Source organism: Microcoleus sp. B9-D4 (assembly GCF_036705105.1).
GTDB lineage: Bacteria > Cyanobacteriota > Cyanobacteriia > Cyanobacteriales > Microcoleaceae > Microcoleus.
Window position 1 is genome coordinate 14377 of sequence record NZ_JAUBTS010000055.1, and the last position, 23336, is coordinate 37712.

Below are 23336 nucleotides of genomic sequence, written 5' to 3' on the forward strand. Positions count from 1 at the left end.
AATATATTGCTAAACTAAAGCATTTAAAAGTGGTTGTAATTTGAGCTGAATTTCTGCTAGTTCTTTTTCGGGTTCCGAACCGGCAACAATACCAGCACCAGCATAAAGTATAGCCCGATCGCCATCGATTAATGCCGAGCGAATGCCGACGGCAAATTCGCCGTTTCCTCTGCGATCGATCCAGCCCAGGGGTGCTGCGTACAAAGAGCGATCGCAGCTTTCGCAGCGGCGAATTTGTTCGAGGGCAATATCTCTCGGCACGCCCGCTACCGCTGGGGTTGGATGCAGTTGAGCTAAAATCTTTAATAAATGAATATCAGGGGGAATTTGAGCTGTTATAGGTGTCCACAAATGCTGAATGTTTGATAGTTGCAGCAGTCTGGGCACTGGGGAAAATTTGGGAGTTATGCCGAGTTTAGACAGGCGATCGACAATAAAGTCAATCACAACTTGATGTTCGCGAATATCCTTCTCACTCTCTAGCAATCCTTGGGCTAATTTCGCATCTCCCGCCTCAGTTTTTCCTCTCGGTGCTGAACCTGCTAAAGCATCTGTTAATAACTGATTGTTGTGAATGCTAATTAAGCGTTCTGGACTAGCACCGATAAAATTTTGTCCTTTGCCGTTACTGGTTGAAAATACATAGCAATCTGGATAGCTGAGGCGCAAGTTGTTTAATGAATCTATTAAACTGAAAGGGGTTTGAGAAATCACATTGATTGCTTGGGATAAAACAATTTTACTAAAATATTTAGAGGCGATCAATTCTAAAGCCGACTTGACTGATGTTTTAAATTGACTAGCATCATTGACGGGGATTTGTTTCAAAGATATCGAACTGTCGATCGCAGTAGTTAGTTTATGGTATTTGCGAGATTCAATTTTATCAAAGGTTTGCCAAATATTTTCAGCAATGTTTTTAACGTTTCGATCTTTTTCTATGATTGCATTTGCGACGAGAATGCAGCTATCTTTCTGTCTGGTAATTTGCCATTTTGGTAAAAATATGGTGGCGGGCGGAAAGTAAGAATTAGCAGCAATGTTCTCATCAAAAAAAGCAAAGCTACAAAAAAAGTGAGGCCCGCTAAATGGCAAGCGTTCCGCACCAATGGTAATTGTATTGGCAACTGTTGAACGAATAAAGTTTTGAGCTGCCACAAATCGATCGGTTCCTGCTACGGTGAGATGGATTGCCGAATCAAGGGCGGCAATTGCAAAACTTTTGCCGACAATGGGGTCTCTTTTTTCAAAGTAAAAGTGCCGCTGACAAGGTTCGGAAATCTCTTGCAGTACAGCTAGCGGATCGAGGGGGTAAATTTCCTGAGAAATACTAACTATTTTTGTGCGATCTTTTTCAGTTAAAGACTGCTGGCAATTTAACAGAAACTGATGCAGTTGATTGCGGTCTTGCAAGAGATTAGCGCGGTGCGGTATTACTGTCATGAAAGCGAGAATAGCAGATTTGTCAGATAGAGTGTGGGTTTGTCCGGCTAAAACCCCTATTTCGATCTAAGCACGGGAGGGCGATCGCAAAACACGACCTTTTGAGTTTCCCTCCCTGTTTGGGCTCTGTTGGGGAAAAAAACCGACCGTCGGGCGATCAATCGAAACATTTAGACACAAAACTTTAAGATCGATCGGCTAAATTTCCCAAAAGTCGATCGCCCCCCGCAGAGGTTTACACACGGGCTACTTGCGCTGTTTGAGTACCGCCACAGCCTCTGTGTGGATGTCCGCCGCGCACTCAACCCGATACAGAGTAGAGTTTCTTCACCAATAAAATTGTAAAATTACTACGCTGCTATCAATTGAATCAAGTTTGTGTGATGACAACAAAGTTAATTGAACGTCCAAATAGTAAATTGTGGCTGGCGGCAATCAAGCCGCCCATGTACAGCGTTGCGGTGATTCCTATTTCAGTAGGAACAGCAGTTGCTTTTGCCGAAACTCAAACGATTAATTCCTCAATTTTTTCGACATTTTTAATTTCAGCCATTTTGATTATAGCATGGCTGAATCTCAGCAATGATGTATTTGACTCGGAAACAGGCATCGATAAAAACAAAGCGCATTCCCTAGTTAATTTAACCGGAAATAAAGCTTTAATTTTCGGGCTGGCAAACCTGTTTTTAGCAGTCGGAGTGTCTGGAATCTTTGCCATAAGCTGGTGGCAAAAAGACCCAACAGTAATTTTGCTAGTAGTTTTGTGCTGTGCTCTGGGCTACACTTATCAAGGGCCTCCGTTTCGTCTTGGCTATCAAGGTTTGGGGGAAATAATCTGCTTTTTCACCTTCGGGCCGCTAGCCTTCGCCGCTGCTTATTACAGTCAAACTCAAACTTGGTCGGCAACTAATTTTGTGGGTTCTGCAATCGTGGGAATTACAACGAGTATCATCTTATTTTGTTCCCACTTCCACCAAGTAGAGGACGATTTGGCGGCGGGGAAAAAATCGCCGATTGTGCGACTCGGTACGAAAAAAGGTGCTCAGTTGTTGCAGTGGTTATGCGGCAGCGTTTATGCTTTGACTGTGCTATTTGTGGCTTTGGGAATGTTCCCAATTTGGACGCTGTTGATTTTTGGGAGTTTGCCATTTGCGATCGATCTTTGCCGCCATGTCACAGACTATCACGACCAACCTGCTCATGTCAGCAACTCTAAGTTTATCGCAGTTACGCTGCATTTTTCGAGCGGATTGCTGCTGGCGTTGGGGTTTGCTTTGTAGATCGGGCGATCGAGAATTCGGGTAAAATGGAGGTATGGTTTGCTAAGCTGAGGGAGTTGGGCGAGTTGGCAGAGTTGGGCGACTTCTCAAAATCTTCTTTAATTTAGCAATCCGTACCTCACATTGAATCGGCAAAAAGGAGAATCAAAGCATGAGTACGCAAACAGAAATCGGCAAAATAATGAGTTTAGAAGAAATTTTTAGCCTATATCCTGATGAGTGGGTACTCATCGTCAATCCTGAATTAGATGAAGAATTCAGCGTGATTCGAGGTGAAGTTTTAGCCCATGCAGCAGAACGCGATGAAATTTACAGTAAGCTTTCATTAAGGAATGGAAAATCTGTAGCAATAGAATATACTGGATCGATACCTGACAACCTAGCAGTGATGTTGTAACGAAAATGCCAGCTTATCCAAAAGTTTACCGTTTGTTGCGTTATGGCCAAAATTTGCTAGCCGTGCAAGCAACTGTTGGCAGTAGAGAAGGGGGCGATTTTGTGCGGGTGCGTTTATTGGTAGATACGGGCTCTAGCTTCACAATATTGCCAGTTCAAGTATTACAAAATCTGGGTTATGATACGCGCAATCCTTTACGCAGGCAAGAATTAGTTACAGGTCAAGGAAGAATCTATGTTCCTGTAATTAATGTATCTTGGTTTAATTGCGTGGGTCAACTAATAGAAAATTTTGAGATAGTGGCCCACGATATACCGCCAAATATCCGCATAGATGGTCTTCTTGGTATGGACTTTCTCACTCGTTTTCAGGCAGTTATCTCTGTTAGCGATGCGGAAATTAGATTTCAGTAAATACGGCAATTATAGTAAGAATTGTAGATGGAGAGATTTAAAAATTATCAATTTCACTATTCCTTAACTGGTAACAAAAATCAGCAGACAATTTTATTTTTGCATGGATTCACGGGCAACATTCAAGACTTTAATCCCATCATTTCTTTACTATCTAAAAATTATTGCTGCCTAGCAGTTGACCTTCCCGGTCACGGAAAAACTAGAGTCAGCGGCGACGAAACTTGCTACAATATATCAAATACTGCCCAAGCATTGATCGAGTTATTAGATGATTTACAAATAGACAAATGTTTGTTGTTGGGATATTCAATGGGCGGGCGATTGGCCCTTTACATGACATTACATTTTCCTGAAAGATTCGAGAAAGTAGTGTTAGAGTCAGCTTCTCCGGGATTGAAAACAGAAAAAGAGCGATCGCACCGCCGGGAAGCCGATTTACAGCTAGCACAAAAGCTGGAAAATAGCAACATTAAAGATTTTTTATTAAACTGGTACGATCGCCCTTTATTCAAATCTTTAAAAAATTCTCCCCACTTCGACCAACTCATAGAAACCCGCTTAGCAAACAATCCCTTAGAATTAGCCAAATCCCTCCGCAACATGGGAATCGGCAACCAGCCCTCTCTCTGGGGAAAATTGGCACAAAATCAAATCCCCATCCTCTTGCTAGCTGGAGAATACGATGATAAATTTACAACTATAAATACCGAAATTGCCAGCTTGTGTCCGGCCGCTACTCTGGATATTGTACCAAAAGCTGGTCACAATATCCATTTTGAAAATATCGATCAGTTTGGATCAGTTGTGAGACAATTTTATGATTAACTAAAAAACTGATGCTTTATCAATTCGAGTTTCGCACTTATCAGCGAAAATTTAAGCGCCCCTTGCAAACAAGTCACGGCATTTGGGATGTTCGCGAAGGAATTATCCTGCGACTTGTTGGCGAAAATAATCGAATTGGTTGGGGAGAAATTGCCCCTTTGAGTTGGTTTGGTTCCGAAAGTTTTGAGCAAGCTTTAGATTTTTGTCGCCAGTTGCCAGGTAATATTTCATCAGAGATGATTTTTGCTATTTCGGCTGAATTGCCGGCTTGTCAATTTGGCTTTGAGTCGGCACTATCAAACTCTAGATCCCCCCTAACCAAGGACGGGCACGGGGGCACCGCCCCTACTAAGGGGGGGACAAGAAATAGTCTCAAAGTGGGTCTTATTAAGGGGGATTTAGGGGGATCTAGACTTCGCCTAAAATCGACATTGATTGCGGGTTCAGTATTAAGCAGTCAACAATCGATAGAGGCTGGGAATGAGGAAGAAAAAAATCGGTTCAGCGGTTTATTGCCAGCAGGTGAAACAGCTTTGCAGGCTTTACCAATACTTTGGTTAGAGGGATATCGCACGTTTAAATGGAAAATTGGGGTGGCTGCAATTGAACAAGAATTAAAGATTTTTCAGCAGCTAATCGAAGCAATGCACAAGTTGTGCGATCGAGAATCGGCATTTTTGCGGTTAGATGCCAACGGGGGACTCAGTTACTCGCAGGCTAAAACATGGCTGGAAGCTTGCGACAAGGTAAAAGCAACTCCCGATTTTTCCGCAGACATTGAATTTTTGGAACAGCCGCTGCCAGTAACACAGTTTCAGGAAATGGTAGAATTGAATGCTATTTATGCAACTGCGATCGCCCTTGATGAATCGGCAGCCAACCTCGATCGCATCCAAGAGTGCTACAGCCAAGGCTGGCGGGGAATTTTCGTCATTAAACCTGCAATTGCTGGTTCCCCATCCCAACTGCGAAAATTTTGTCAAACTCACAATATAGACGCTGTTTTATCATCAGTATTTGAAACCGAAATCGGCAGACAAGCAGCATTAAACTTAGCAACAGAATTGTCTTTAAATAAGAGAGCATTAGGCTTTGGCACCGATTGCTGGTTCGACGACAATCATTCGATTTTAGATTTTAGATTTTAGATTTTAGATTACTCCCACGACTCAATTAGGCTGGTTACGTAATTGTTTTGAATCAAGAAAGTTGGTGAAAGCATCTATGGCAACAAATCTCACAGTAAATATCCTGGATATCGCGTCTGGCTTGCCCGATAATTGGCTTATCGGTTGTGACAGTCGCGAATTTGCCCGAATTGTCGATCGGCTATTTCAACAATTAACCCAAAATCCCGCACAAAAAACACCCCCAAAAATTTGCCTCGCAGAACCAGAACCCGTGCAATTTCTTGCCAGTTTCATCGCCGCCCGCGCCGCCAAATGCCCGATTTTTCTGTGCAATCCCAACTGGGTAAAACAAGAATGGCAACAAGTTTTTGATTTAGTCCAACCAGACATAATTTTTGGGCAAAATGCACTGGAAAATCTCAAGAAAATGCAATTAATCTCACATTTTGCACCATCCTCAATAAGTCTTTTAGGGGCGGGTAAGATGCCCACTCCACAATCAAATTCACTCCTTGTGGAACAGGCATCTTGCCTGTTCTTGAGAATGGTGCAAGATTTCAGATTAAGCGCATCTACAACTGACCCAAATAAAAACTCTCACCAATTACCCATTACCAATTACCCATTACCATTAATCATGATTCCCACCGGCGGTTCGTCGGGAAAAATCCGTTTTGCCATCCACACTTGGGAAACACTAACGGCATCAGTACAAGGTTTTCAACAATATTTTCAAGTTGACAAAATCAACTCTTTCTGCGTTTTGCCCTTATACCACGTCAGCGGTTTAATGCAATTTATGCGTTCCTTTACTAGCGGCGGAAAACTGGCAATTAAACCATTTAAAGAATTAGAAATTGGTAAAAAAAGCAATATCGAACCAGAAGAACTTTTCATTTCTTTAGTTCCAACTCAACTGCAACGGCTGCTGCAAAACCCAGATACAGCTAATTGGCTGGGACGGTTTCGTGCCGTACTTTTGGGCGGTGCTCCCGCTTGGCCGGAACTTTTAGAAACAGCTAGAAACTATCAAATCAAATTAGCGCCAAGTTACGGCATGACAGAAACCGCATCGCAAATTGCTACACTAAAACCAGAAGATTTTCTCGCGGGCAATAACAGTTCCGGTCAAACTTTACCGCACGCTCAAATAACTATTCGCAGTGCAAAAGGCGATATTTTGTGCGACAATCAAATCGGAAATATTGCGGTAAATGCTAAATCTTTGGCGTTGGGTTATTATCCTGAAGAATTTGGCGATCGCGAATATTTCCAATTAGACGATTTGGGATTTTTTGATAAAAATAACTACTTAAATATCGTCGGACGCAGCAGCGACAAAATTATCACAGGCGGAGAAAATGTTTTTCCGGCGGAAGTCGAAGCCGTTGTGCGATCGACTAATTTAGTGGCGGATATTGCTGTAATTGGCTTGCCAGACAAAGATTGGGGTCAAGTCGTTACGGCTATCTACGTTCCCGCTAATTCCGAAGTTACTGTCAAAAATCTGCAAGCGGCAATAGAAGATAAGTTGAGCAAGTTTAAGCGGCCGAAATATTGGGTAATCGTCGAACAATTGCCGCGCAATTCTCAAGGCAAAGTCAATCGAGAACAATTGCAAGAAATTGCGATGTGTCATCGCCGGTGAATCGATAGAATTAACCGGATTTGACAGTAATTCCTGTAGGGGCGGGTTCACCAATATCTACAACACCAGCGAGAAATCTCACAAACCCGCCCCGCCCAATTGCCAATTGCCAATTGCCAATTACGACAAACCTAACAGCCTTCTCGTCCTCTCCGCTTCTTGTCTTTGAAAATCCACAAACTTCAACATTCTGTAAAGTACCTCTATTTGGGGCAACTTAATACCTGCTTGCTGCGCCACCCGTATCGGATTACCAAAAATCGCCTCAACTTCCAGGGGCCGCGATTCATCATAATCGATTTTCATGCTGGTGCGGTAAGGCTTCATTTTCTGAGTGTATTCAAGCATTTGTGGGATAAAGTCATCGGGAATAATGCGATCGCAACTTTTGGCTGCCGCTACCACTTCCCCCATGATTTCCTCAACTAAAATCAAAGTATCGGGATTAGCCATCAGTTCGTCAGTTCTCGCATCCAACACTACAGACAGCCCGTTATAAGGAATATTCCAAACCAGCTTTTTCCACCTTGACAATAGCAAATCTTCGCTCATCTTAATAGGAATATGAGCACGTTTAAAATCCTTAGCAATTTGGTGCAATCTATCAGTAATACCGATTGCTTTGTAGTCCTGGGCATATTCTCCCAGGGTGATAGTGCCGTAATCTAAGTGGCAGATATGACCGGGTCCAACTTTATAAGAACACAAAAAACACAGCCCGCCAAGCACTCGTTCTGCACCCACAATTTTAGCTACTTCCGGTTCCGTATTTAATCCGTTTTGCAATACTAAAACCGCGCCGTTATCCTTTAATAAAGGAGGCAATATTTTGGGCAACAAGTGATTTTGAGTTGTTTTCAGCGCTACAATTACTACGTCGCACTGAGGCATTTTGTGCGCGTCGTGGTAGGCGCGGACGTGGGGGAGGGTGAAGTTGCCTTCGGGAGACTCGACAATCAAACCGTGTTTTTTGACGCGATCGTAATCACTACGAAGCAAAAAATTGACTTCTAAACCTGCTTGTTGCAGTCTAGCACCATAAAATCCCCCTAAAGCTCCCGTGCCTACAATGGCATAATTGCGATTTGACATACTATCAACTATTCAGAAATAATTATCAACCAAACAGAAATTTGACAGTCATTCCCTGTTATTATTTAAAGATATAACTAATCTGAAATCTCAATCTCAATTTTCCTCATCCACTGCATCAAGTCTTCAGATAGCTGTTTTCTAGTTCTGCTAACTGCATCGATGCAGACGTGCTTAGTAAGAGCTTTAGCAGCGCTTCTTCCTGCAACTTCCTCAGAAAATACTTGATAGGCAATTTCAAATTCATCGCCAGTAACTTGTTTAGGCGTCAATTGAATTATCAGCCGATCGCCCGCAAACATTGGGCGATAAAAATCTACACTAGCATGAATTATGGGAAAAGCAACCTCGGAATTGCTGAAAAATGCTTTGAGATTGATTCCCGATGCTGCTAGAGATGCCTCGTAAGCTTCGTGGCACATCGCCAAAACGTTAGCAAAGTAAACGACTCCAGCAGCATCGGTATCTTGAAAGCGAACAGTACGGGTGTAAGTGAAAGGCATTTGAGGTAGTAGCGGGCGATCGCCAATCGGATCGCAATTTTACCAACCATCATATCGGTAAACCCGCACTTTTGGAGAAGTTGTCAGCTAAGTAAGTAGGCGCTAATTTTTTATATTGTAAAATTCGCCCTCCTCACTCCTCCCCCAGATTTCTTAACCTTTGTTCTTAATCAACATCACGTCTATAATCTTGAGGGCAATATCTTCGGAAATCCCCAATGCACTGTAAAGATCGTTCAAAAGTTGTTCTTCTTCTTCTGAAACCTCGCCATCTGCTAAAGCGATATCAGTTGTCACAGCAAAGACTGTTTCTTTAAGTTCGTCGGGAAGCGTTGCTAAAGCGGCATTAAACAGTACCTCAACTCCTTGCCGTTGCATAATCATCAGCAGGCGATCGAGCATTTTTCTCATCACGTCATCAGGATAACTGCGGAACAGTTGCATCCGAGATAGCGTCATGCTAATCGCTTTACTTTCGCTGTCATTGATGTAACCGTCGGCTGCTACGGCAATTAGCGCGATCGCCGCAAATGCTTCGGCTGGCCCTAACGTTACTTCCGTTTCTTGGCGAGTCTGCGATACTTTATCAAATAAACCCATGATATTTTCCTCATTATTTAGTGGTCGATTTATGGAGTCAGGATGGGTTCTGGCTCTGGAGGTTTCTTTGGGGATTTTGATAATTATATCAAATTTTGTTAGTTATTTATTATCAATAAAATTAGGAAAAACTTAAGAATTTTTATCTCGCTCTTAGGCGCTGCAGTGGCGGGTTTATTCCGATCCTGAATTGCCTTTCCATAGGTCAAGTAAAACCCGCCCTGCCAGCGCCGACAATCTACTTGTCAAAAAGGGCTAAATCTGCTTTCAGAAAATCAACAAACTGCCGCGCAGTCCGGCCCGATCGCCCGTTGCGACGAGTTGCCCATTCTTTAGCGCGGTGTTCCAAATCATCAGCAGCGAGTTTGATTCCAGCAAGTTCTGCCAGATGTCGGACAATTGTTAAATAAGTGTTTTGATCGGCCGGCTCAAAAGTTAAAGTCAAGCCAAATCGATCGCTAAATGAAAGTTTTTCCTGCACAGTATCCCAAGCGTGAACTTCATCTCCATCGCGGGGGCGAGGCCTGTCGTCAAAAAACTCTCGAATTAAATGCCGCCTGTTAGATGTTGCGTAAACTACCACATTTTGAGAGCGAGCAGTGACATTCCCCTCCAAGACAACTTTCAGAGCTTTAAAAGCATCGTCATCTTCCTCAAAGGAAAGGTCATCCACAAAAATAATAAACTTTTGAGGAACTCCCCGCAACTGCTCGACAATTAGCGGCAAATCTTGCAAATCCGATTTAGATACTTCAATCAAGCGCAGATTGCGAGATCCAAACTCATTTAATAGCGACTTCACCAAAGAAGACTTACCCGAACCGCGGCTGCCGTATAGCAAAACGTGCAAAGCCGGATAACCGGCCAGCAAAAACTCCGTATTTTTCACCAGAGCATCCCGCTGCCAATCGCAGCAAACCAACTCTTTTAAAGTTATGCCATCGGGATGCGAAATTTTTGCCAACTCCCCTCCCCGCCACCTAAAAGCGCGATATTCGGCAAAGAAACCCGTGCCAAACTGTCGGTAATAAACTGCCAAAGATTCCGTCGCACTCGACCATTTTTCCAGTTTTCCGTGCAGTGGCAAATCTCCCTGTTCTGCTACAGTTTCTGAATGCCAAATCGGAGGCACTGCGTCAAGTTGACCCGCTACCCGCACCCACTTGCTCAACTGTTCGCTGCTGCATTCGTAAATATTTTGCAGCACTTCTAAATCATGTCGGGCTGCCTCCACCAAAGCGGGGGGCAAACTTGCAAAATCTGTTTGCTGTGCTCGGCGTGAAAAGGGGTTTTCGTCTTTGAGAATTTCCCAAATCAGAGAATCTTTCCAGCTTAAATTTTTAGCAGCCTGAAGTTTGAACCAGTTCCCGTAAGCTACCTGACATTCCAAACCGCTGACTTCGCTGTGGTGGAGGGCTTGCAGCAAATCGAGAAAGGCTTGACCGGCGGGGCTTTTGAAAACCGATTGATACAGCAGCAGGGATGCTGCGAGGCGCTGGAGGTAACGGATTTGGGCGATCGCACCAGAAGTTAGGGCTGACATAATGGCAATTGTATAACAGTTAGATATCCTGACTGGCTTTAATAAATTTTCTAACAATTCGTGACACTAATTGCAGGCTGCGCTGTATAAATTTAGATGCAAAGAGTGAAATCGGGAGGATTAAAAATGAATTTAGGTACAGCAGCGGCGATCGGCTACGGCATTTTAACACTGGTTGGCGGCATCATGGGTTATATCAAGGCCAAAAGCCAAGCCTCGCTCATTTCGGGCTTGATTAGCGGTTCCCTGCTAATTTTTGCCGGCACCGCCCAGCTTATGGGACAAAGTTGGGGTTTAACATTAGCAGCAGCCATCTCCGCTGTTTTAGTAATAGTCTTTATTGTGCGCCTTGTTAAAACTCAAAAATTCATGCCAGCCGGAATGCTAATTTTAGCTAGCTTAGCGTCTTTGGGCGCGATCGTTTACGAAATCAGCGGTCAATATCAATAATCTGTTGACTGTTGACTGTTGACTGTTGACGGTTGACTGTTGACTGTTGACTGTTGACTGTTTTTAGTGGTCAGTGGTTATTTGTTAATTGTTAGTTGTTCGTTCTAATAACCAATAACCAATAACTACTAACCAATAACCAGTGACTAATGACTAATGACTAAGGACTAATGACTAAGGACTAATGACTAATAACTAATGACTAATGACTAATGACCAATGACCAATGACTAACCACTAATGACTAATGACTGCATCAATATACTGCTGAACTTCCCTGAGTTGCTGCAGCTGGCAGTCGATCCAATCTTTTTCCGCCGATCGCTGTTCCGGCGTCTCTTTCTGATATCGCGCCTGCTTCTCTAAAAAAATATTGTAGAATTTAATCGCTTTTTCAACTGTTTGAATTGCCAGTTTCATGCGCTCCTCAAAAACTGCTATAATCATCTTATCCAGGATGAGTCCAATCCCTTTGCAGGACTCTTCAAAATCGACCAAACTGATTCCCATCTTGCTTTTATGAACCAAACTTTCTACAGGTTGTTTCAGCGTTTCTTTAAAAGTCTTCATATAACAATCAGGCAAATATTTCAGTGGCTCCGTAAACTTCGATACAATCTCCCCGCCTATTGATTGCAGTCGCTCTCTAAATTTCGACTGACTGTTTAGGTCGAAGCATTCAATACAAAATTCAATCTTTTCTATATCAATAGATTGTAATTCTTTAAAAATTAAACTTAGTTCATTCTCCATAATTAAAATCACTCGCTCGGCTTGGGCATCAACTTCATTCCGCAACTCTTTGTGCAAATTATCTTTTTCAAAAAAACCAATAGTATCTCTTTGAAAGACTTGAGGGTTTTTATCCCACAAAAACCACTGATGTTTTAACTTGGTCGCCTTGTCGGTCCAAGATTGGCGAACTTTAGCAACAGCATCAGATTTGCCCTGTTTTCCTAAACTGCGAATTCTCACATCGCATCCGCTTAGTTCGCCAATTTGCTCCCAGACATCAACAGGAGATGCTCGCGCAATTCTCGGCTTGCTATTCCAGACATCCTCAGCCTGAGATACATCTTTGAAACATACCTGAAGTAGCCCCTTGAGTCTGATGGCAGATTGCTTAATTTCGTCAATACAAGGTTCCACATCTAAACTGAGTTGGGTAGCTGACTGTTTAATCTCCACGGATTGATATTCGTCTGCCAACAATCGATCGCTAAACTGGGTAAGAGCCTGGAATACCTTGAGATACTCATTCATTTCCTTTCATCCCTCGTTCCCCTAAATAGCATACAATACAAAACATCTGCCTTTTTGAATACGAGCTGAGTCATACCATTTTAGATTTTAGATTAAAGAATTGAAGAATTGGGAATGACTGGTGACTATCGTGGTTTGGAGCACGGGCCTACAGTTGCATTTTTTTAAAACTGGTGTCACAACATGGATTATCTATTCACCCCTGCAACTCAGGCTCTACTCAATACTGGCAAACTGGTACAGCCTACTACCAAAACAGGAAAATTGCTCCCTGCAGCTAGAGATCCGGTGACAGGGGAGTTTGTGGAGCTGGCAAAAATTTTTTATCAATCAACAACTGGAACTAGCTCCTCGCGCGGAGTTCTAGGATTGCTCGCACAGTTAGCCGGAGGTGGCCCCATACAGCCGCTGGTAGCTCCCGTGTACGTGACACTGGCGCCGTTGCAGGTTGCTCAAACTCATCAGGGGTTTCAAAAAACATACAGAATGCTTAACTGTCTGAAAATTAATTTGGCAGTGATGCAAGCGACTGCTGCTGTCATTGGTATTGGCGCTGTATCGAGCACAGTTTTGTCAGCAGTAAACCTCAACCAAGTATTAAAAATCCGAGAAGAGGCAAAGCACCAGAAGCTAAAAATTAAAGACGGGTTTATCGATCTCAGACACATCCTCAAAGATAGGGGAGTAGAGGTGATCCAGCAGATTTTTAAGGTGGCTCACGACTCTAGTTTTGAAATGCACCGCCAGAAATTGGTTAACGGTTACGAGATTTTTTCTAAGGCTGTCAAACGCTGTCAGTCAGCCCTGACAGTCCCAGATCTTAAACTTCGGAATTCCGAAATTAATAGCGGGCGGGATATGCTGTTTGAGGCTTTAAAAATTTATGATAATCCTAGTTTGTTGGAGGGGCTGTCTTCTGCTGGAAAGCTCAGGCAAATGGAATGTGTCTGGGCAATCGAGCAGGCGATCGGGGTCACGTTTCACTTGCAGCGGGCCTACGATATGGTGAGCGATCGCCTGCTGGAACTCCAATCAAAAATTTGTCAAAATCTTCTAACTGTTGTTAAAGGATGTCAATCCGAACCCGAACTAGATTTTTTATTTCCCGAAGTTACTAGGATTCTCGGTCATGATTTAAGTGTAATAGAATTTTGGCAAAATGAGGTTGATTGGATGCAAACTTTGTCTCCAAAAGAGCAGCACCAGTTAGCTAGTTTAGATAAACTCAGCGGCGAGAGTTTAAAAAGCAGCGTGTACACTACATTCACGGTATTAGCTGCGGAACCTTCACTTTATGAAAGTTTAAAGCAAAAGTCTCACTTTCTATCCTTGCGCGACCAGCTAACCTTCGCTGTGTCGCCGGAAATTCGCCGGAGATACGAATTTTATGTCAGCCAGCAGGCTATCGCTACTGGCTATCAAGGTTTAGCTGCCTCGAATTGGCAAGAAATATCCGATTTAACTGTCGCTAACCTCTACCACTTTTTTCAAATCAGAGAGGACTCAACTGAAAATTCTCCAACTGAGGACGAATTAGAAACGCCTTATTGGCACTTTCCCCAAACCTTAAAAAACGAGCTGAATTATAGCAATTAAATGACAGGTGACAATTATCTCAGCCACAACTTAATAGTATTGTCTTTAGAACCGCTAGCAATAGTTTTGCCATCGGGACTAAAAGTCACCACATAAACCTCATCGGAATGTCCCGTCAAAGTATTCAGCAATTCTCCGGTAGCAAAATCCCAAATTTTAATAGTTTTATCCTTGCTCCCGCTGGCAATAAACTTCCCGTCCGGGCTGATAGCAACCGAGACAATATCGTCAGAATGTCCCTTGATAGAGCGAATTAAATCGCCTGTTTCGATATTCCAAATTTTAATACTTTCATCGTAGGAACCGCTAACAATTGTCTTGCCGTCCGGGCTAACAGCAACCGACCTCACCGCGTCGCCATGTCCCTCAATAGTTTTGAGCAACGCCCCTGTTGTGACATCAACAACTGTAATTTTTTTATCCTTAGAAGCGCTAACCAAACTTTTTCCATCTGGAGTGAAAGCAACAGAATAAACAAAATCTGTATGGTCTGGAAAACTCTGAATCAAACGACCAGTTGCTGCATCCGAAATCTTTGTGGTTTTGTCTCCGCTGCCGCTAGCCACAAGCTGTCCGTCGGGACTGAGAGCGACAGACCAAACAGAAGCAGTGTGGTCGAGACTGCGAATCACTTGCCCTGTTTTCAAATCCCACAGCATGACTCGCCAAAAACCAGTGCCCGTCGCCAGTTTCGTACCGTTTGAGTCAAAAGCAACCGACCAAATAGTGGAGGAATCTCCTGGAAAAGTGCGGAGCGACTTGCCTGTAGCTAAATCCCAAATTTGGATGGTTTTGTCTTTAGAACCGCTGGCCAACATTAAGCCGTCTGGACTGAAAGCAACAGACCCAACTGCATCGGAATGCTGAGCGAAATTTTTGACTTTGGCGTTCTTCCAACGCAGACCTGCTTGGCACTGTTCTTGTAACTCCTGAGCTGACGCATAGGTGCTGGAAGTGTCGGCAATTGTTGGTATTTGGCTGATGCAGCCTTCATAATTGCTGGCTGTATAAAGAGCTTCAATTTGATTGAGCTGTTGGGATTCTTTCTGGGCTAGCTGCTGCCATTCTTGCCATTTGAGATATCCGTAAATTCCGCCGATCGCAGCTAAGATAGCCGCAATTGTTGCCCCGGCAAGATAAGGATTGAATTTGCGAGTTTCTTTGGGGACAAGTGCTGCGGGGCTGGCGATCCTCTCCGTTGGCGTAGCCCCCGTAGGGGCGGGCTGCGCTAACGAGAAATCGGTTTTTCCGTTCAGATTTACTTGCGAGGATACCGCCGGACTTGCCTGCAATTCGAGGTGAGGGGCGCTACTCGCTGGTGGCAGATTGGGGTTGCGGTGTCCCTCCAAAACTGTGGATATCGCCTTGTACAATTTAGCAAATAAAGATTTAGGAATGACTAATTCTTCGATTTTCGCGGCATCTTCGTCGGTAAGCCCTAAAACTTGCTGCAAGCGTTTTAATTCGTCGCGAGTTTCCAGAGAAAAGGGATATTCTTGCTGCATTGCTTCTTGCAGTGATTGTTCGTAGCGTTCGCCTTTTTCCCTGTATTTCCGATAAGGGTTCAATACCTCATCTTCGATCGCCTCTGCTTCTTCTGGCAGCAATTCCAAACTGACTCGCAGTTCATCTAATATTCTCCGACCGACGACTGTAATATCACCCCGGCTGCTGCTGCGCCGATCGACTTCTTCGCGATATATTGTTAGCTTGGGAATCCGCGCCCGCGAGCGATCGCCAATTTTCCTCAAATCGGCTAAAGCTTCCGCCGCCGACTGGTACCTCTCCCGAAAATCGTAGCGCACCATATTGTCCAAAACATCGGCCAGCGCTTGGGAACACGTGGCTAAATGCCGCCAAACAATTTCGCCTTTATTAGAATTTTTCAAATCCCGCAGTTTCGGCAAATCGTAAGCCGGCAAACCCGTCATTGCTTGGATGCCAATCATTCCCAAAGCGTAGATATCGCTGTTGAGTTGCGGGTTGTATTGAAATTGTTCGATCGGCATATATTCCAGAGTGCCAATCCGCACCGTTACCGGCGCTTGTCTTTGAGCGATGTGAATTTCTTTCACCGAGCCAAAGTCGATCAAAACTAACTTGTTGTCTGAATAGCGGCGGATTAAATTCCCTGGTTTAATATCTCGGTGAATTACTCCCTGTCCGTGTACAAACACTAAAATTTCTAACAGTTCCTTCAGCAAAGGAATCATTTTTTCTTCAGTTAGAGGCTTGCCCGGTACAATCTCGGTTGATAGCGAGTGACCGGCAACAAAGGATTCAACTAAGAAAAATTCTTCGTTTTCTTCAAAATAAGCGAATAGCTGAGGAATTTGGTCGTGTTGACCTAGCCTTTCTAGAACTTCTGCTTCTTTTTGGAAAAGACGGCGCGTAGTATTAATTAATTTCGGTTCGGTGGTACCGGGACGCAGGTGCTTGACAAAGCACTGCGGTTCTCCGGGACGGCGAATATCTTTGGCCAGATAGGTTTGCCCAAATTCTCCTGTTTCTATGACTTCAATGATTTGATAGCGTCCATCTAAAAGTTGGCTCACCATGATAATAACCCAGCCTTTTTTTGGTTGATTTTCGCAAGAAACAGTCGCAATGTTGAGTCAGTGGTATAGACTTTTTCAGGTAAATTAGGTGTTCCTGGGTATTGGCAAAACAGGACATTGGGCATGGGCAAAACTGGGCATGGGCAAAACTGGGCATTGGGCATGGGCAAAACTGGGCATTTGGTATTCTGAATAGTTGTTTCTTTCCTTCTTCTTTCTTTCCTTCTGACTTCTTTCCTTCTTCTTTCTTTCTCTCTTCCTTCTTCCCTCTTCCTTCTTCCCTCTTCCTTCTTTCCTTCTGATATTGTTTCCGGTTGCATGGGAATGATAAAGTCAAGGTCGCGCAATTCCACATTCCCCCACTCCCCACGGACCACTCCCCACTGCCCATCATTCCGGTGTAACCGGAATTGATATGACTTCTGACTTCTGACTTCTGACTGAGATATTGCACCATTCTCAATTAATTGTTTAGGAACAGGCAAGATGCCTGTTCCACAAGAAAACTCATTCTTTGTGGAACGGGCATCTTGCCCGTTCTTGACAATGGTGCAACATCTCAGTTCTGACATACTTTATTTTTTCAACATCTGCAAAGCTTGATATCCCAAAAAGAAAAAACCCAAAGCGCCGAGTACCGCTATCGTGTTCGCCAACACATCGACTGTCACAAATTCGCCCATTGCAATCTCCTCTGAAAACTGATATCTATCCTCGGCTTTTCGGTCGCTGTCTGGGTGAGGGGTCTTGCCCCTCGCTGCGGGCGAGCCGAAAGATGCTCACAAATTATAGCAAAGGAGGCGGTCAATCGATTTTAGATTTTAGATTTTAGATTAAAGAATTGAAGCATTGACTTGCGCGAGATGAATCACGTGGCGGGTATCCTGGATGCTTTCGGTCAATCGATTTTAGATTGAAGCATTGAAGCATTGAAGCATTGAAGCATTGACTTGCGCGAGATGAATCACGTGGCGGGTATCCTGGATGCTTTCGGTCAAAATAACTTTTCGGGCGATCGACTAGCTTTTTGCTTTAATATTTTTTAATATTTAGGGAGACAAATCCTGTACCGAAATTTTGAGGTCTGTTCGCTTTGATATTGTTAACCCTGCTAATTTTTTCTCTGATTGTAAGTAGAGCTTACAGTAAGAATTTGCGCCGATCGGTCAAAAATGCGCCTCGAACCGACAGAAGTTCCGCGAGGCCCTCACCGGAACCCGTCGCGCAGTTCCCTAAAGTTTCGGTAATCGTACCAGCATACAACGAGGCAGAGAATATTCGGGATTGCGCGATCGCCATTTTGGAGAGTACATCGCTGTCTGTGGACAACTTAGAGGTTTTAATTGTAGACGATCGCTCGACAGACGACACCAAGGCGATCGGGCAAACCCTGCAACAGCATCTCAACGACCCCCGGCTTAAAATATTAGCAGGTCAGCCCCGACCAACCAACCAATATTGGGCGGGCAAAAACTGGGCTTGCGCCCAAGCTGTTCAGGTAGCAACCGGAGACTTCTTATTATTTATCGATGCCGACGTGCGACTCAAACCGGGGGCGATCGAAACCGCTATCGCCACAGCCGAAACCGAGAAAATAGACTTGTTCACCTGTATGCCAGCGCTGGTTTGTGAGTGTTTTGCCGAGTGGTTAGTACAGCCGATAATGTTCAATCACTTAGCAGTTTGCTACGACTTTACCGCCGTCAACGATGCCTCGAAAACAGACAGTGCTTTTGCCGGCGGGCCATTCATGTTATTTAGGCGATCTGGCTACGAAAAAATCGGCGGTCACGAAGCCGTTGCAAGCGTTATTGTGGAAGATGTGGAATTAGCTAGACGCATCAAACGTGCGGGTTTAAAGCTCGGACTTTATTCCGGGTCAAATTTGGCATCCGTGCGGATGTATCGGTCTTGGAACGCATTGTGGGAAGGCTGGACAAAGAATTTGTATCTCGGCGCTAACCGCAGTTGGGGGCTGATGGTTTACATGGCTGCAATTATGTTTTTTCTTTATCCGATGCCGTGGTTGGCATTAGCTATTTTGCTGGCAAACGGGGACTTCGCAGAAATTCTGACAATCACCAATTACCAATTACCAATTACCAATTACCAATTGCCAATTACCTGGTTAACTATCTGTTTATCCGTAATCGTAATTTGGCAGCATTACACTTTGCGCCACTTGGGTGCCGAGATTTCTGACTGTCCGACGAAATACTGGTGGTTGGGAGGTTTCGGAGGTGCGTTAGTGGCGGCGATGGCGATCGCCTCTGCGATTAAAACCGAAACCGGTTGGGGATGGACTTGGCGGGGTAGAGCTTTGCAAATTAAGAGTTAATAGCAGCAAGCTCAAATCATTCGTGACAACCGATCGTTTGTTGGCAACATTTCTTAATATGATTTGTATGAAGTCAAGGTTATGAATTTTATGAGTTGACTTTAAGAGCTGCTTATTTAATAATATTAATCAACATCATCTGGCCTCGAATTGGAAGGAACCTCATGTCTGTTTACACTCTGAGTGACTTAACTAATAACAATTCAGATTTGTTGCAAGGTGCTTCAAAACATAGCAGCCCGATCTTTAGCAGCCGCGCTCAAACCTCCGATTCCAGCGCCGAACGATCGGCCGCTCAAGCTTCCGCCTTCAGCAACTCTAACGATATTGATGCTCTGATCCGAAGAAGTAGAGAAAACCCCGGACAGCCAGCCAAATGGAACGTCGCTCCCGGCGGCACCATCACCTACAGTTTTGTGACTGCTGACAGCGCGGCCAGTTATTTTGCATCCAGAGAGGAAACCAATATTGAGGAAGTTAACGATCGCATCAAACAGAATGTCCGCCAAATCTTGCGCGACAATTATGCCACAGTCTTGCCGCTCAACTTTGTAGAAGTTCCAGACTCGGCCCAAAGCAACATCAGAATTATGTTTTCCGATGGGGTGGGTGCTGAGGGCTATGCCTACGCTTATGATCCAGATAATTTATTGCGCGGTGGCGCCATCCACCTCCAAAAAATCCATGAAAACGATCCGGAAAGAGCTTTTTCCTCAGAGCCCGGCAGTTACGGCCACTCGACTTTAATTCACGAAATCGGTCACGCGATGGGTTTGAAGCACCCCGGCAACTACAGCTTCGGCAGTGATCAAATAGAAAACCCCGGACAGCCTCCGTATCTGCCGTTTGACAAGGACAACACCAGAAATACGATCATGTCCTACAATCCCCAATTATCCATATCTAGCACCTCCCCTAACAAAAATCCCCAGAGTTTGATGCCTTATGACATCCGGGCTTTGCAGTATCTTTACGGCGCCCGCCGCGATTTTAACGGTGACAATAATGTTTACAGATTCGACAGCACTAATTTCAATACGGTTCAAACTATCTGGGACGGCGGTGGCAGTGATACTTTGGACTTTTCGGCACTGCCTGCCAACAACGTTTATTCTTTGGACATGAATCAGGGTAAGCCCCTGACGGCACAGAGCGCTCTGGGAGATCAGGGCTACTATTTACAACCTTCGCAGGTGGCGCTAGGTACTGATCTAGATCGGCTTTATACAACTGAAACTTTTGGCACGTACATTGCTTTTGGCGCGGATATCGAAAATCTGGTAGGTTCGCCCGGAAATGACCAGGTACTTGGAAATGAATTAGCTAACAGTATTTTAGGCAGTGCGGGGATCGACACGATTAGTGGGGGGCGGCAAAGCGATACTTTGGACGGTGGCGAAGGCGGTGACTATATTTACGGCGACAAAGGCATGGACTTGTTAACAGGCGGGGGCGGGGGGGATTTGCTGCGGGGCGGTCGGGCAAACGATACTATTATCACCGGTGTCGGTGTCGATGGCATTGTGTTGGAGCCGGATGGGGGTACGGATACGATTGTTGATTTTGCTGATGGTGTGGATTGGTTAGTGTTAGTTGATGGTTTGAGATTCGACCAACTGTCGATCGTACCTTCAGGCAACGATACTGAAATTCGGATCGGCAGCACCGGACAAGTCTTGGCGCTGTTACCGGGAATAGCGTTAAGTTCGATCGGGCAATCTGATTTTTTAATTAGTTCAAGTACGTTGTTTACATCCCCCAATTCTTGAAGAAAGCAGGTATCTGTAGTATTCGGTTTTTACGTTGCCGCATAAACAAAAGCAGGTACGCGCTTGTAAGCAGGCGTGCCAGATCGCTTTTCAATCTCCGGGTGAAAAATCACATTAACTTCAGGATAAAACATCAAAGCAGCACCCTCACGAACCGCCCCGTAAATCACCTCGACATTTTCCATTTTCCCCGCATTTCCCTGCACCGTAACCCGCTGATGTTCTTGAAAACCCGTGCTTTCTGCATCCGCACGATTCATCAAAATGCAGTTGCGGTGCGGCATTCCCCGGTATTTGTCATCAATTTTGTAGACGACAGTATTATGCTGAGAATAGCTGCGTCCCGTCATCAATGCCACAACTAAACCCTGCACTGAGTCGGATACTCCAAACTCTTTCGCTTCCGGTAATTTCAGCTTAGGTAAAGGCGTGACAAACATCTTCGCTTTCCCAGACTCTGTAGGGAATTTAGGTTCTGTAAAAATGCGACCGCTGATGGTAAATTCCTCTTGTGTTTCATCAATTGTCGCTATTTTTTCATAGCCAGGAATAGTTTTAGCAATCAATTGGCGAACGTATTTTGTGTCTTGAAGTCGGCGCCAATCAACGGGAAAATCGCCGTGAATTCGGCTGGCTAATTCCGTCAAAAAATACACTTCAGGAATCAGATCAGAATTCTGGAGATGAGTTTCACCCTCATCATTTAAACGCACAAAGTTATTCCCAGATTCCACCGTTGTTTTGTGGGGGTTTTCAAAGCGATTCAGGACGGGAATCACAATTGTATTGTGCTTTGCCAAGCCGTGAAAATGCCCTAAATTCGGTTTGGTTGCGAGGTAGATAACTGTTTCAACATTGCTTAAAGCCTGTTTTGCCTGCGTTGAATCTGGATTCGCCCCATACAAATTACCGCCCAGACATATCAGCGTATCGACTTTGCCTGCTTCTGCTGCTTCAATGAGCGATCGAGTGTCGTAGCCCTTCACAGGACTCAGGGGACGATTCAATAACTTTTCTAAAGCTTGTTGAATTTCTTTTTTCAGCTTCACAGTGACGCCCATAGAGCCGAATCCTTGGACGTTTGAGTGTCCTCTGACGGGCATTAATCCCGCCCCTTCTTTGCCGACATTTCCAGTCATCAAGGCTGTGTTGGCAATGCTGAAAACGTTATCTACACCGTTATCGTGTTGGGTAATTCCCATCGCCCAACCGAATACAACCCGCTGGGACGTGCCGATAATTTTGGCTGCCGCCTCAATTTCTGCTTGGGAAACTCCGCAGGTTTTAGTAATAGTTTCCCAAGAGGTTTCGCGGGCGTGCTGTACTACTGCTTCCCAGCCTTCTGTATAAGTTTGTAAGTATTTTTCGTCCAGCAAACCTTGTTCGATAATAGACTTTTGAATTCCGACAAATAGCGCCGTATCGCTGCCGGGAATTGGTTGCAAGTATAGGGAGGAAATATCGGAACCGGGGATGAGCGATTTGACAGGAAATGCGGGAGAACCAAACTTGACTAAGCCGATTTCCATCACCGGATTGATTACAATTATTTTACCGCCTTTGTCGCGAATTTTAATCAATTCGTTCATCAAGCGAGGATGGTTGTAGGAAGAATTGCTGCCCGCGAGCACGACGCAATCTGCTTCCTTCAAGTTTTCTAGACTCACTAACGAGGTGCGGGTGGCAAACATTTCGCTTAACCCGGTTGTCGAGGGAGCGTGGCAGAGATCGGAACAATCTGCTAAGTTATTGGAACCCATCGCCCGCATCATCAATTGCAGCAGAAAAGCCGCTTCGTTGGAAGAGCGTCCGGAACTGTAAGATGCCACTCTTTCGGGGGTTTTGCGAAAAGCAGCTTCGGCAATTTGATAAACTTCTTCCCAAGAAATGCGATCGTAATGAGAGGAACCAGCCCGCAAAATCATCGGAAAACTCAGCCTTCCCAGCCTGTCGGCTTCCATTGAAGTTAATTGCTGAAGTTGTGCAATACTCTGCTGTTCAAAAAATTTAGTTGAGATAGCCGGCTTAATTTCAGCGGAGATTGCTTCGACGCTTTTCATGCACCGCTGAAGTTTTTCGCCCTCTTCATTTGTAAAACCTCCTTTCTGCCCGCCCGTGCCCCAAGAACAGGACAAACAAGCACTTTTGTGCAGCAAAGTTTTCCAAAGTTTCGGCCCTTCCGGGGACAATGTATGTTCTGCCCAATATTCTATTACGGGCAAACCGCCACCTATCTCTGGTGTTTCCTCGTTTGTCTCGTTGAAGGGCGGGATTTGTTGGACATTTTGGGAGTTGACATCCATGTGGTTTACCTTTTGTTTGAATTGCGGATTGATGTGCTGTTAAGTTTATTAGTCTAATTTACTGCAAATTTACAACACAAAAAATTAGTCAATAGATAGATGTTTTAAGAATACCCGGCGGTTTCAACCGCCGTCTTATCTTGCAAAAGTCCTTTTAATTAAATTTTCGGGCGGGCAAGATG

At 44.5% G+C, this 23336-nt stretch carries 19 protein-coding genes; 10 read left to right on the forward strand and 9 right to left on the reverse strand.

Going from position 1 to position 23336, the window contains the following annotated elements; translation table 11 throughout:
• Positions 1-9: 9 nt before the first annotated feature.
• Positions 10-1443 (reverse strand): isochorismate synthase, encoded by a 1434-nt coding sequence (locus QUB24_RS25350; RefSeq protein ID WP_333156358.1) that lies wholly within the window; start codon positions 1441-1443, stop codon positions 10-12.
• A gap of 383 nt (positions 1444-1826) precedes the next feature.
• Between QUB24_RS25350 and menA the strand changes: the two genes are divergently transcribed.
• The 6 genes from menA to QUB24_RS25380 all read left to right on the forward strand — a co-directional run bounded on the left by menA (position 1827) and on the right by QUB24_RS25380 (position 7139).
• Positions 1827-2723 carry a 2-carboxy-1,4-naphthoquinone phytyltransferase gene (menA, locus tag QUB24_RS25355; RefSeq protein WP_333156359.1) on the forward strand — a complete coding sequence of 299 codons (897 nt, stop codon included), beginning with the start codon at positions 1827-1829 and terminating at the stop codon, positions 2721-2723.
• Positions 2724-2874: 151 nt separating this feature from the next.
• Complete coding sequence (locus tag QUB24_RS25360; RefSeq protein ID WP_333156360.1) at positions 2875-3120, forward strand: hypothetical protein; 246 nt, start codon at positions 2875-2877, stop codon at positions 3118-3120.
• 5 nt (positions 3121-3125) lie between these two features.
• Entirely contained in the window at positions 3126-3533 is a 408-nt protein-coding gene (locus tag QUB24_RS25365) for a retropepsin-like aspartic protease (RefSeq protein WP_333156361.1), read from the forward strand.
• Between the two features lie 27 nt (positions 3534-3560).
• Positions 3561-4361 carry a 2-succinyl-6-hydroxy-2,4-cyclohexadiene-1-carboxylate synthase gene (gene menH / locus QUB24_RS25370; RefSeq protein WP_333156363.1) on the forward strand — a complete coding sequence of 267 codons (801 nt, stop codon included), beginning with the start codon at positions 3561-3563 and terminating at the stop codon, positions 4359-4361.
• Positions 4362-4372: 11 nt separating this feature from the next.
• On the forward strand, positions 4373-5509 hold the full coding sequence (locus QUB24_RS25375) for an o-succinylbenzoate synthase (protein WP_333156364.1): 1137 nt from the start codon (positions 4373-4375) through the stop codon (positions 5507-5509).
• 76 nt (positions 5510-5585) lie between these two features.
• Positions 5586-7139, forward strand: a complete 1554-nt coding sequence (locus QUB24_RS25380) for a 2-succinylbenzoate--CoA ligase (protein WP_333156365.1) — start codon at positions 5586-5588, stop codon at positions 7137-7139.
• Between the two features lie 120 nt (positions 7140-7259).
• On the opposite strand, the gene QUB24_RS25385 is transcribed toward QUB24_RS25380, so the two are convergent.
• The 4 genes from QUB24_RS25385 to QUB24_RS25400 all read right to left on the reverse strand — a co-directional run bounded on the left by QUB24_RS25385 (position 7260) and on the right by QUB24_RS25400 (position 10877).
• The gene (locus QUB24_RS25385) at positions 7260-8231 is read right to left on the reverse strand and encodes a putative 2-dehydropantoate 2-reductase (RefSeq protein ID WP_333156366.1); all 972 of its coding nucleotides are present in this window, start codon (positions 8229-8231) and stop codon (positions 7260-7262) included.
• Between the two features lie 77 nt (positions 8232-8308).
• Positions 8309-8734 (reverse strand): thioesterase family protein, encoded by a 426-nt coding sequence (locus tag QUB24_RS25390; RefSeq protein WP_333156367.1) that lies wholly within the window; start codon positions 8732-8734, stop codon positions 8309-8311.
• 153 nt (positions 8735-8887) lie between these two features.
• Positions 8888-9334, reverse strand: coding sequence for a tellurite resistance TerB family protein (locus QUB24_RS25395; RefSeq protein WP_333156368.1), 447 nt, complete (start codon positions 9332-9334; stop codon positions 8888-8890).
• Between the two features lie 238 nt (positions 9335-9572).
• Positions 9573-10877, reverse strand: a complete 1305-nt coding sequence (locus QUB24_RS25400; protein WP_333156369.1) for an ATP-binding protein — start codon at positions 10875-10877, stop codon at positions 9573-9575.
• A 126-nt stretch (positions 10878-11003) separates the two neighbouring features.
• Here QUB24_RS25400 and QUB24_RS25405 point away from each other — a divergent pair, with 126 nt between their 5' ends.
• Positions 11004-11327 (forward strand): TMEM14 family protein, encoded by a 324-nt coding sequence (locus tag QUB24_RS25405; RefSeq protein ID WP_190735279.1) that lies wholly within the window; start codon positions 11004-11006, stop codon positions 11325-11327.
• 237 nt (positions 11328-11564) lie between these two features.
• On the opposite strand, the gene QUB24_RS25410 is transcribed toward QUB24_RS25405, so the two are convergent.
• Positions 11565-12590 carry a hypothetical protein gene (locus QUB24_RS25410; protein ID WP_333156370.1) on the reverse strand — a complete coding sequence of 342 codons (1026 nt, stop codon included), beginning with the start codon at positions 12588-12590 and terminating at the stop codon, positions 11565-11567.
• A 183-nt stretch (positions 12591-12773) separates the two neighbouring features.
• On the opposite strand from QUB24_RS25410, the gene QUB24_RS25415 reads away from it, so the two are divergent.
• Complete coding sequence (locus tag QUB24_RS25415; RefSeq protein ID WP_333156371.1) at positions 12774-14186, forward strand: hypothetical protein; 1413 nt, start codon at positions 12774-12776, stop codon at positions 14184-14186.
• 14 nt (positions 14187-14200) lie between these two features.
• Here the strand turns inward: QUB24_RS25415 and QUB24_RS25420 are convergent, their stop codons facing one another.
• Both QUB24_RS25420 and QUB24_RS25425 read right to left on the reverse strand, forming a co-directional pair.
• Complete coding sequence (locus QUB24_RS25420) at positions 14201-16744, reverse strand: protein kinase domain-containing protein (protein WP_333156372.1); 2544 nt, start codon at positions 16742-16744, stop codon at positions 14201-14203.
• Entirely contained in the window at positions 16738-17316 is a 579-nt protein-coding gene (locus QUB24_RS25425) for a hypothetical protein (RefSeq protein WP_333156374.1), read from the reverse strand. Before QUB24_RS25425 ends, QUB24_RS25420 begins: the two co-directional genes overlap by 7 nt.
• 521 nt (positions 17317-17837) lie before the next feature.
• Between QUB24_RS25425 and QUB24_RS25430 the strand changes: the two genes are divergently transcribed.
• Together QUB24_RS25430 and QUB24_RS25435 are read left to right on the forward strand one after the other, a co-directional pair.
• Positions 17838-19082 (forward strand): glycosyltransferase family 2 protein, encoded by a 1245-nt coding sequence (locus QUB24_RS25430; protein ID WP_333156376.1) that lies wholly within the window; start codon positions 17838-17840, stop codon positions 19080-19082.
• 164 nt (positions 19083-19246) lie between these two features.
• Positions 19247-20851, forward strand: coding sequence for a M10 family metallopeptidase (locus tag QUB24_RS25435; protein WP_333156378.1), 1605 nt, complete (start codon positions 19247-19249; stop codon positions 20849-20851).
• A gap of 29 nt (positions 20852-20880) precedes the next feature.
• On the opposite strand, the gene QUB24_RS25440 is transcribed toward QUB24_RS25435, so the two are convergent.
• Positions 20881-23154: an FdhF/YdeP family oxidoreductase gene (locus tag QUB24_RS25440; RefSeq protein ID WP_333156379.1), complete on the reverse strand. Its 2274-nt coding sequence runs from the start codon at positions 23152-23154 to the stop codon at positions 20881-20883.
• Between the last annotated feature and the right edge of the window lie 182 nt (positions 23155-23336).

Coding starts and splice junctions, on each gene's coding strand:
- QUB24_RS25350 (WP_333156358.1), bottom strand. CDS start 1,443: ATGACAGTAATACCGCACCGCGCTAATCTCTTGCAAGACCGCAATCAA.
- menA (WP_333156359.1), top strand. CDS start 1,827: ATGACAACAAAGTTAATTGAACGTCCAAATAGTAAATTGTGGCTGGCG.
- QUB24_RS25360 (WP_333156360.1), top strand. CDS start 2,875: ATGAGTACGCAAACAGAAATCGGCAAAATAATGAGTTTAGAAGAAATT.
- QUB24_RS25365 (WP_333156361.1), top strand. CDS start 3,126: ATGCCAGCTTATCCAAAAGTTTACCGTTTGTTGCGTTATGGCCAAAAT.
- menH (WP_333156363.1), top strand. CDS start 3,561: ATGGAGAGATTTAAAAATTATCAATTTCACTATTCCTTAACTGGTAAC.
- QUB24_RS25375 (WP_333156364.1), top strand. CDS start 4,373: ATGCTTTATCAATTCGAGTTTCGCACTTATCAGCGAAAATTTAAGCGC.
- QUB24_RS25380 (WP_333156365.1), top strand. CDS start 5,586: ATGGCAACAAATCTCACAGTAAATATCCTGGATATCGCGTCTGGCTTG.
- QUB24_RS25385 (WP_333156366.1), bottom strand. CDS start 8,231: ATGTCAAATCGCAATTATGCCATTGTAGGCACGGGAGCTTTAGGGGGA.
- QUB24_RS25390 (WP_333156367.1), bottom strand. CDS start 8,734: ATGCCTTTCACTTACACCCGTACTGTTCGCTTTCAAGATACCGATGCT.
- QUB24_RS25395 (WP_333156368.1), bottom strand. CDS start 9,334: ATGGGTTTATTTGATAAAGTATCGCAGACTCGCCAAGAAACGGAAGTA.
- QUB24_RS25400 (WP_333156369.1), bottom strand. CDS start 10,877: ATGTCAGCCCTAACTTCTGGTGCGATCGCCCAAATCCGTTACCTCCAG.
- QUB24_RS25405 (WP_190735279.1), top strand. CDS start 11,004: ATGAATTTAGGTACAGCAGCGGCGATCGGCTACGGCATTTTAACACTG.
- QUB24_RS25410 (WP_333156370.1), bottom strand. CDS start 12,590: ATGAATGAGTATCTCAAGGTATTCCAGGCTCTTACCCAGTTTAGCGAT.
- QUB24_RS25415 (WP_333156371.1), top strand. CDS start 12,774: ATGGATTATCTATTCACCCCTGCAACTCAGGCTCTACTCAATACTGGC.
- QUB24_RS25420 (WP_333156372.1), bottom strand. CDS start 16,744: ATGGTGAGCCAACTTTTAGATGGACGCTATCAAATCATTGAAGTCATA.
- QUB24_RS25425 (WP_333156374.1), bottom strand. CDS start 17,316: ATGTCAGAACTGAGATGTTGCACCATTGTCAAGAACGGGCAAGATGCC.
- QUB24_RS25435 (WP_333156378.1), top strand. CDS start 19,247: ATGTCTGTTTACACTCTGAGTGACTTAACTAATAACAATTCAGATTTG.
- QUB24_RS25440 (WP_333156379.1), bottom strand. CDS start 23,154: ATGGATGTCAACTCCCAAAATGTCCAACAAATCCCGCCCTTCAACGAG.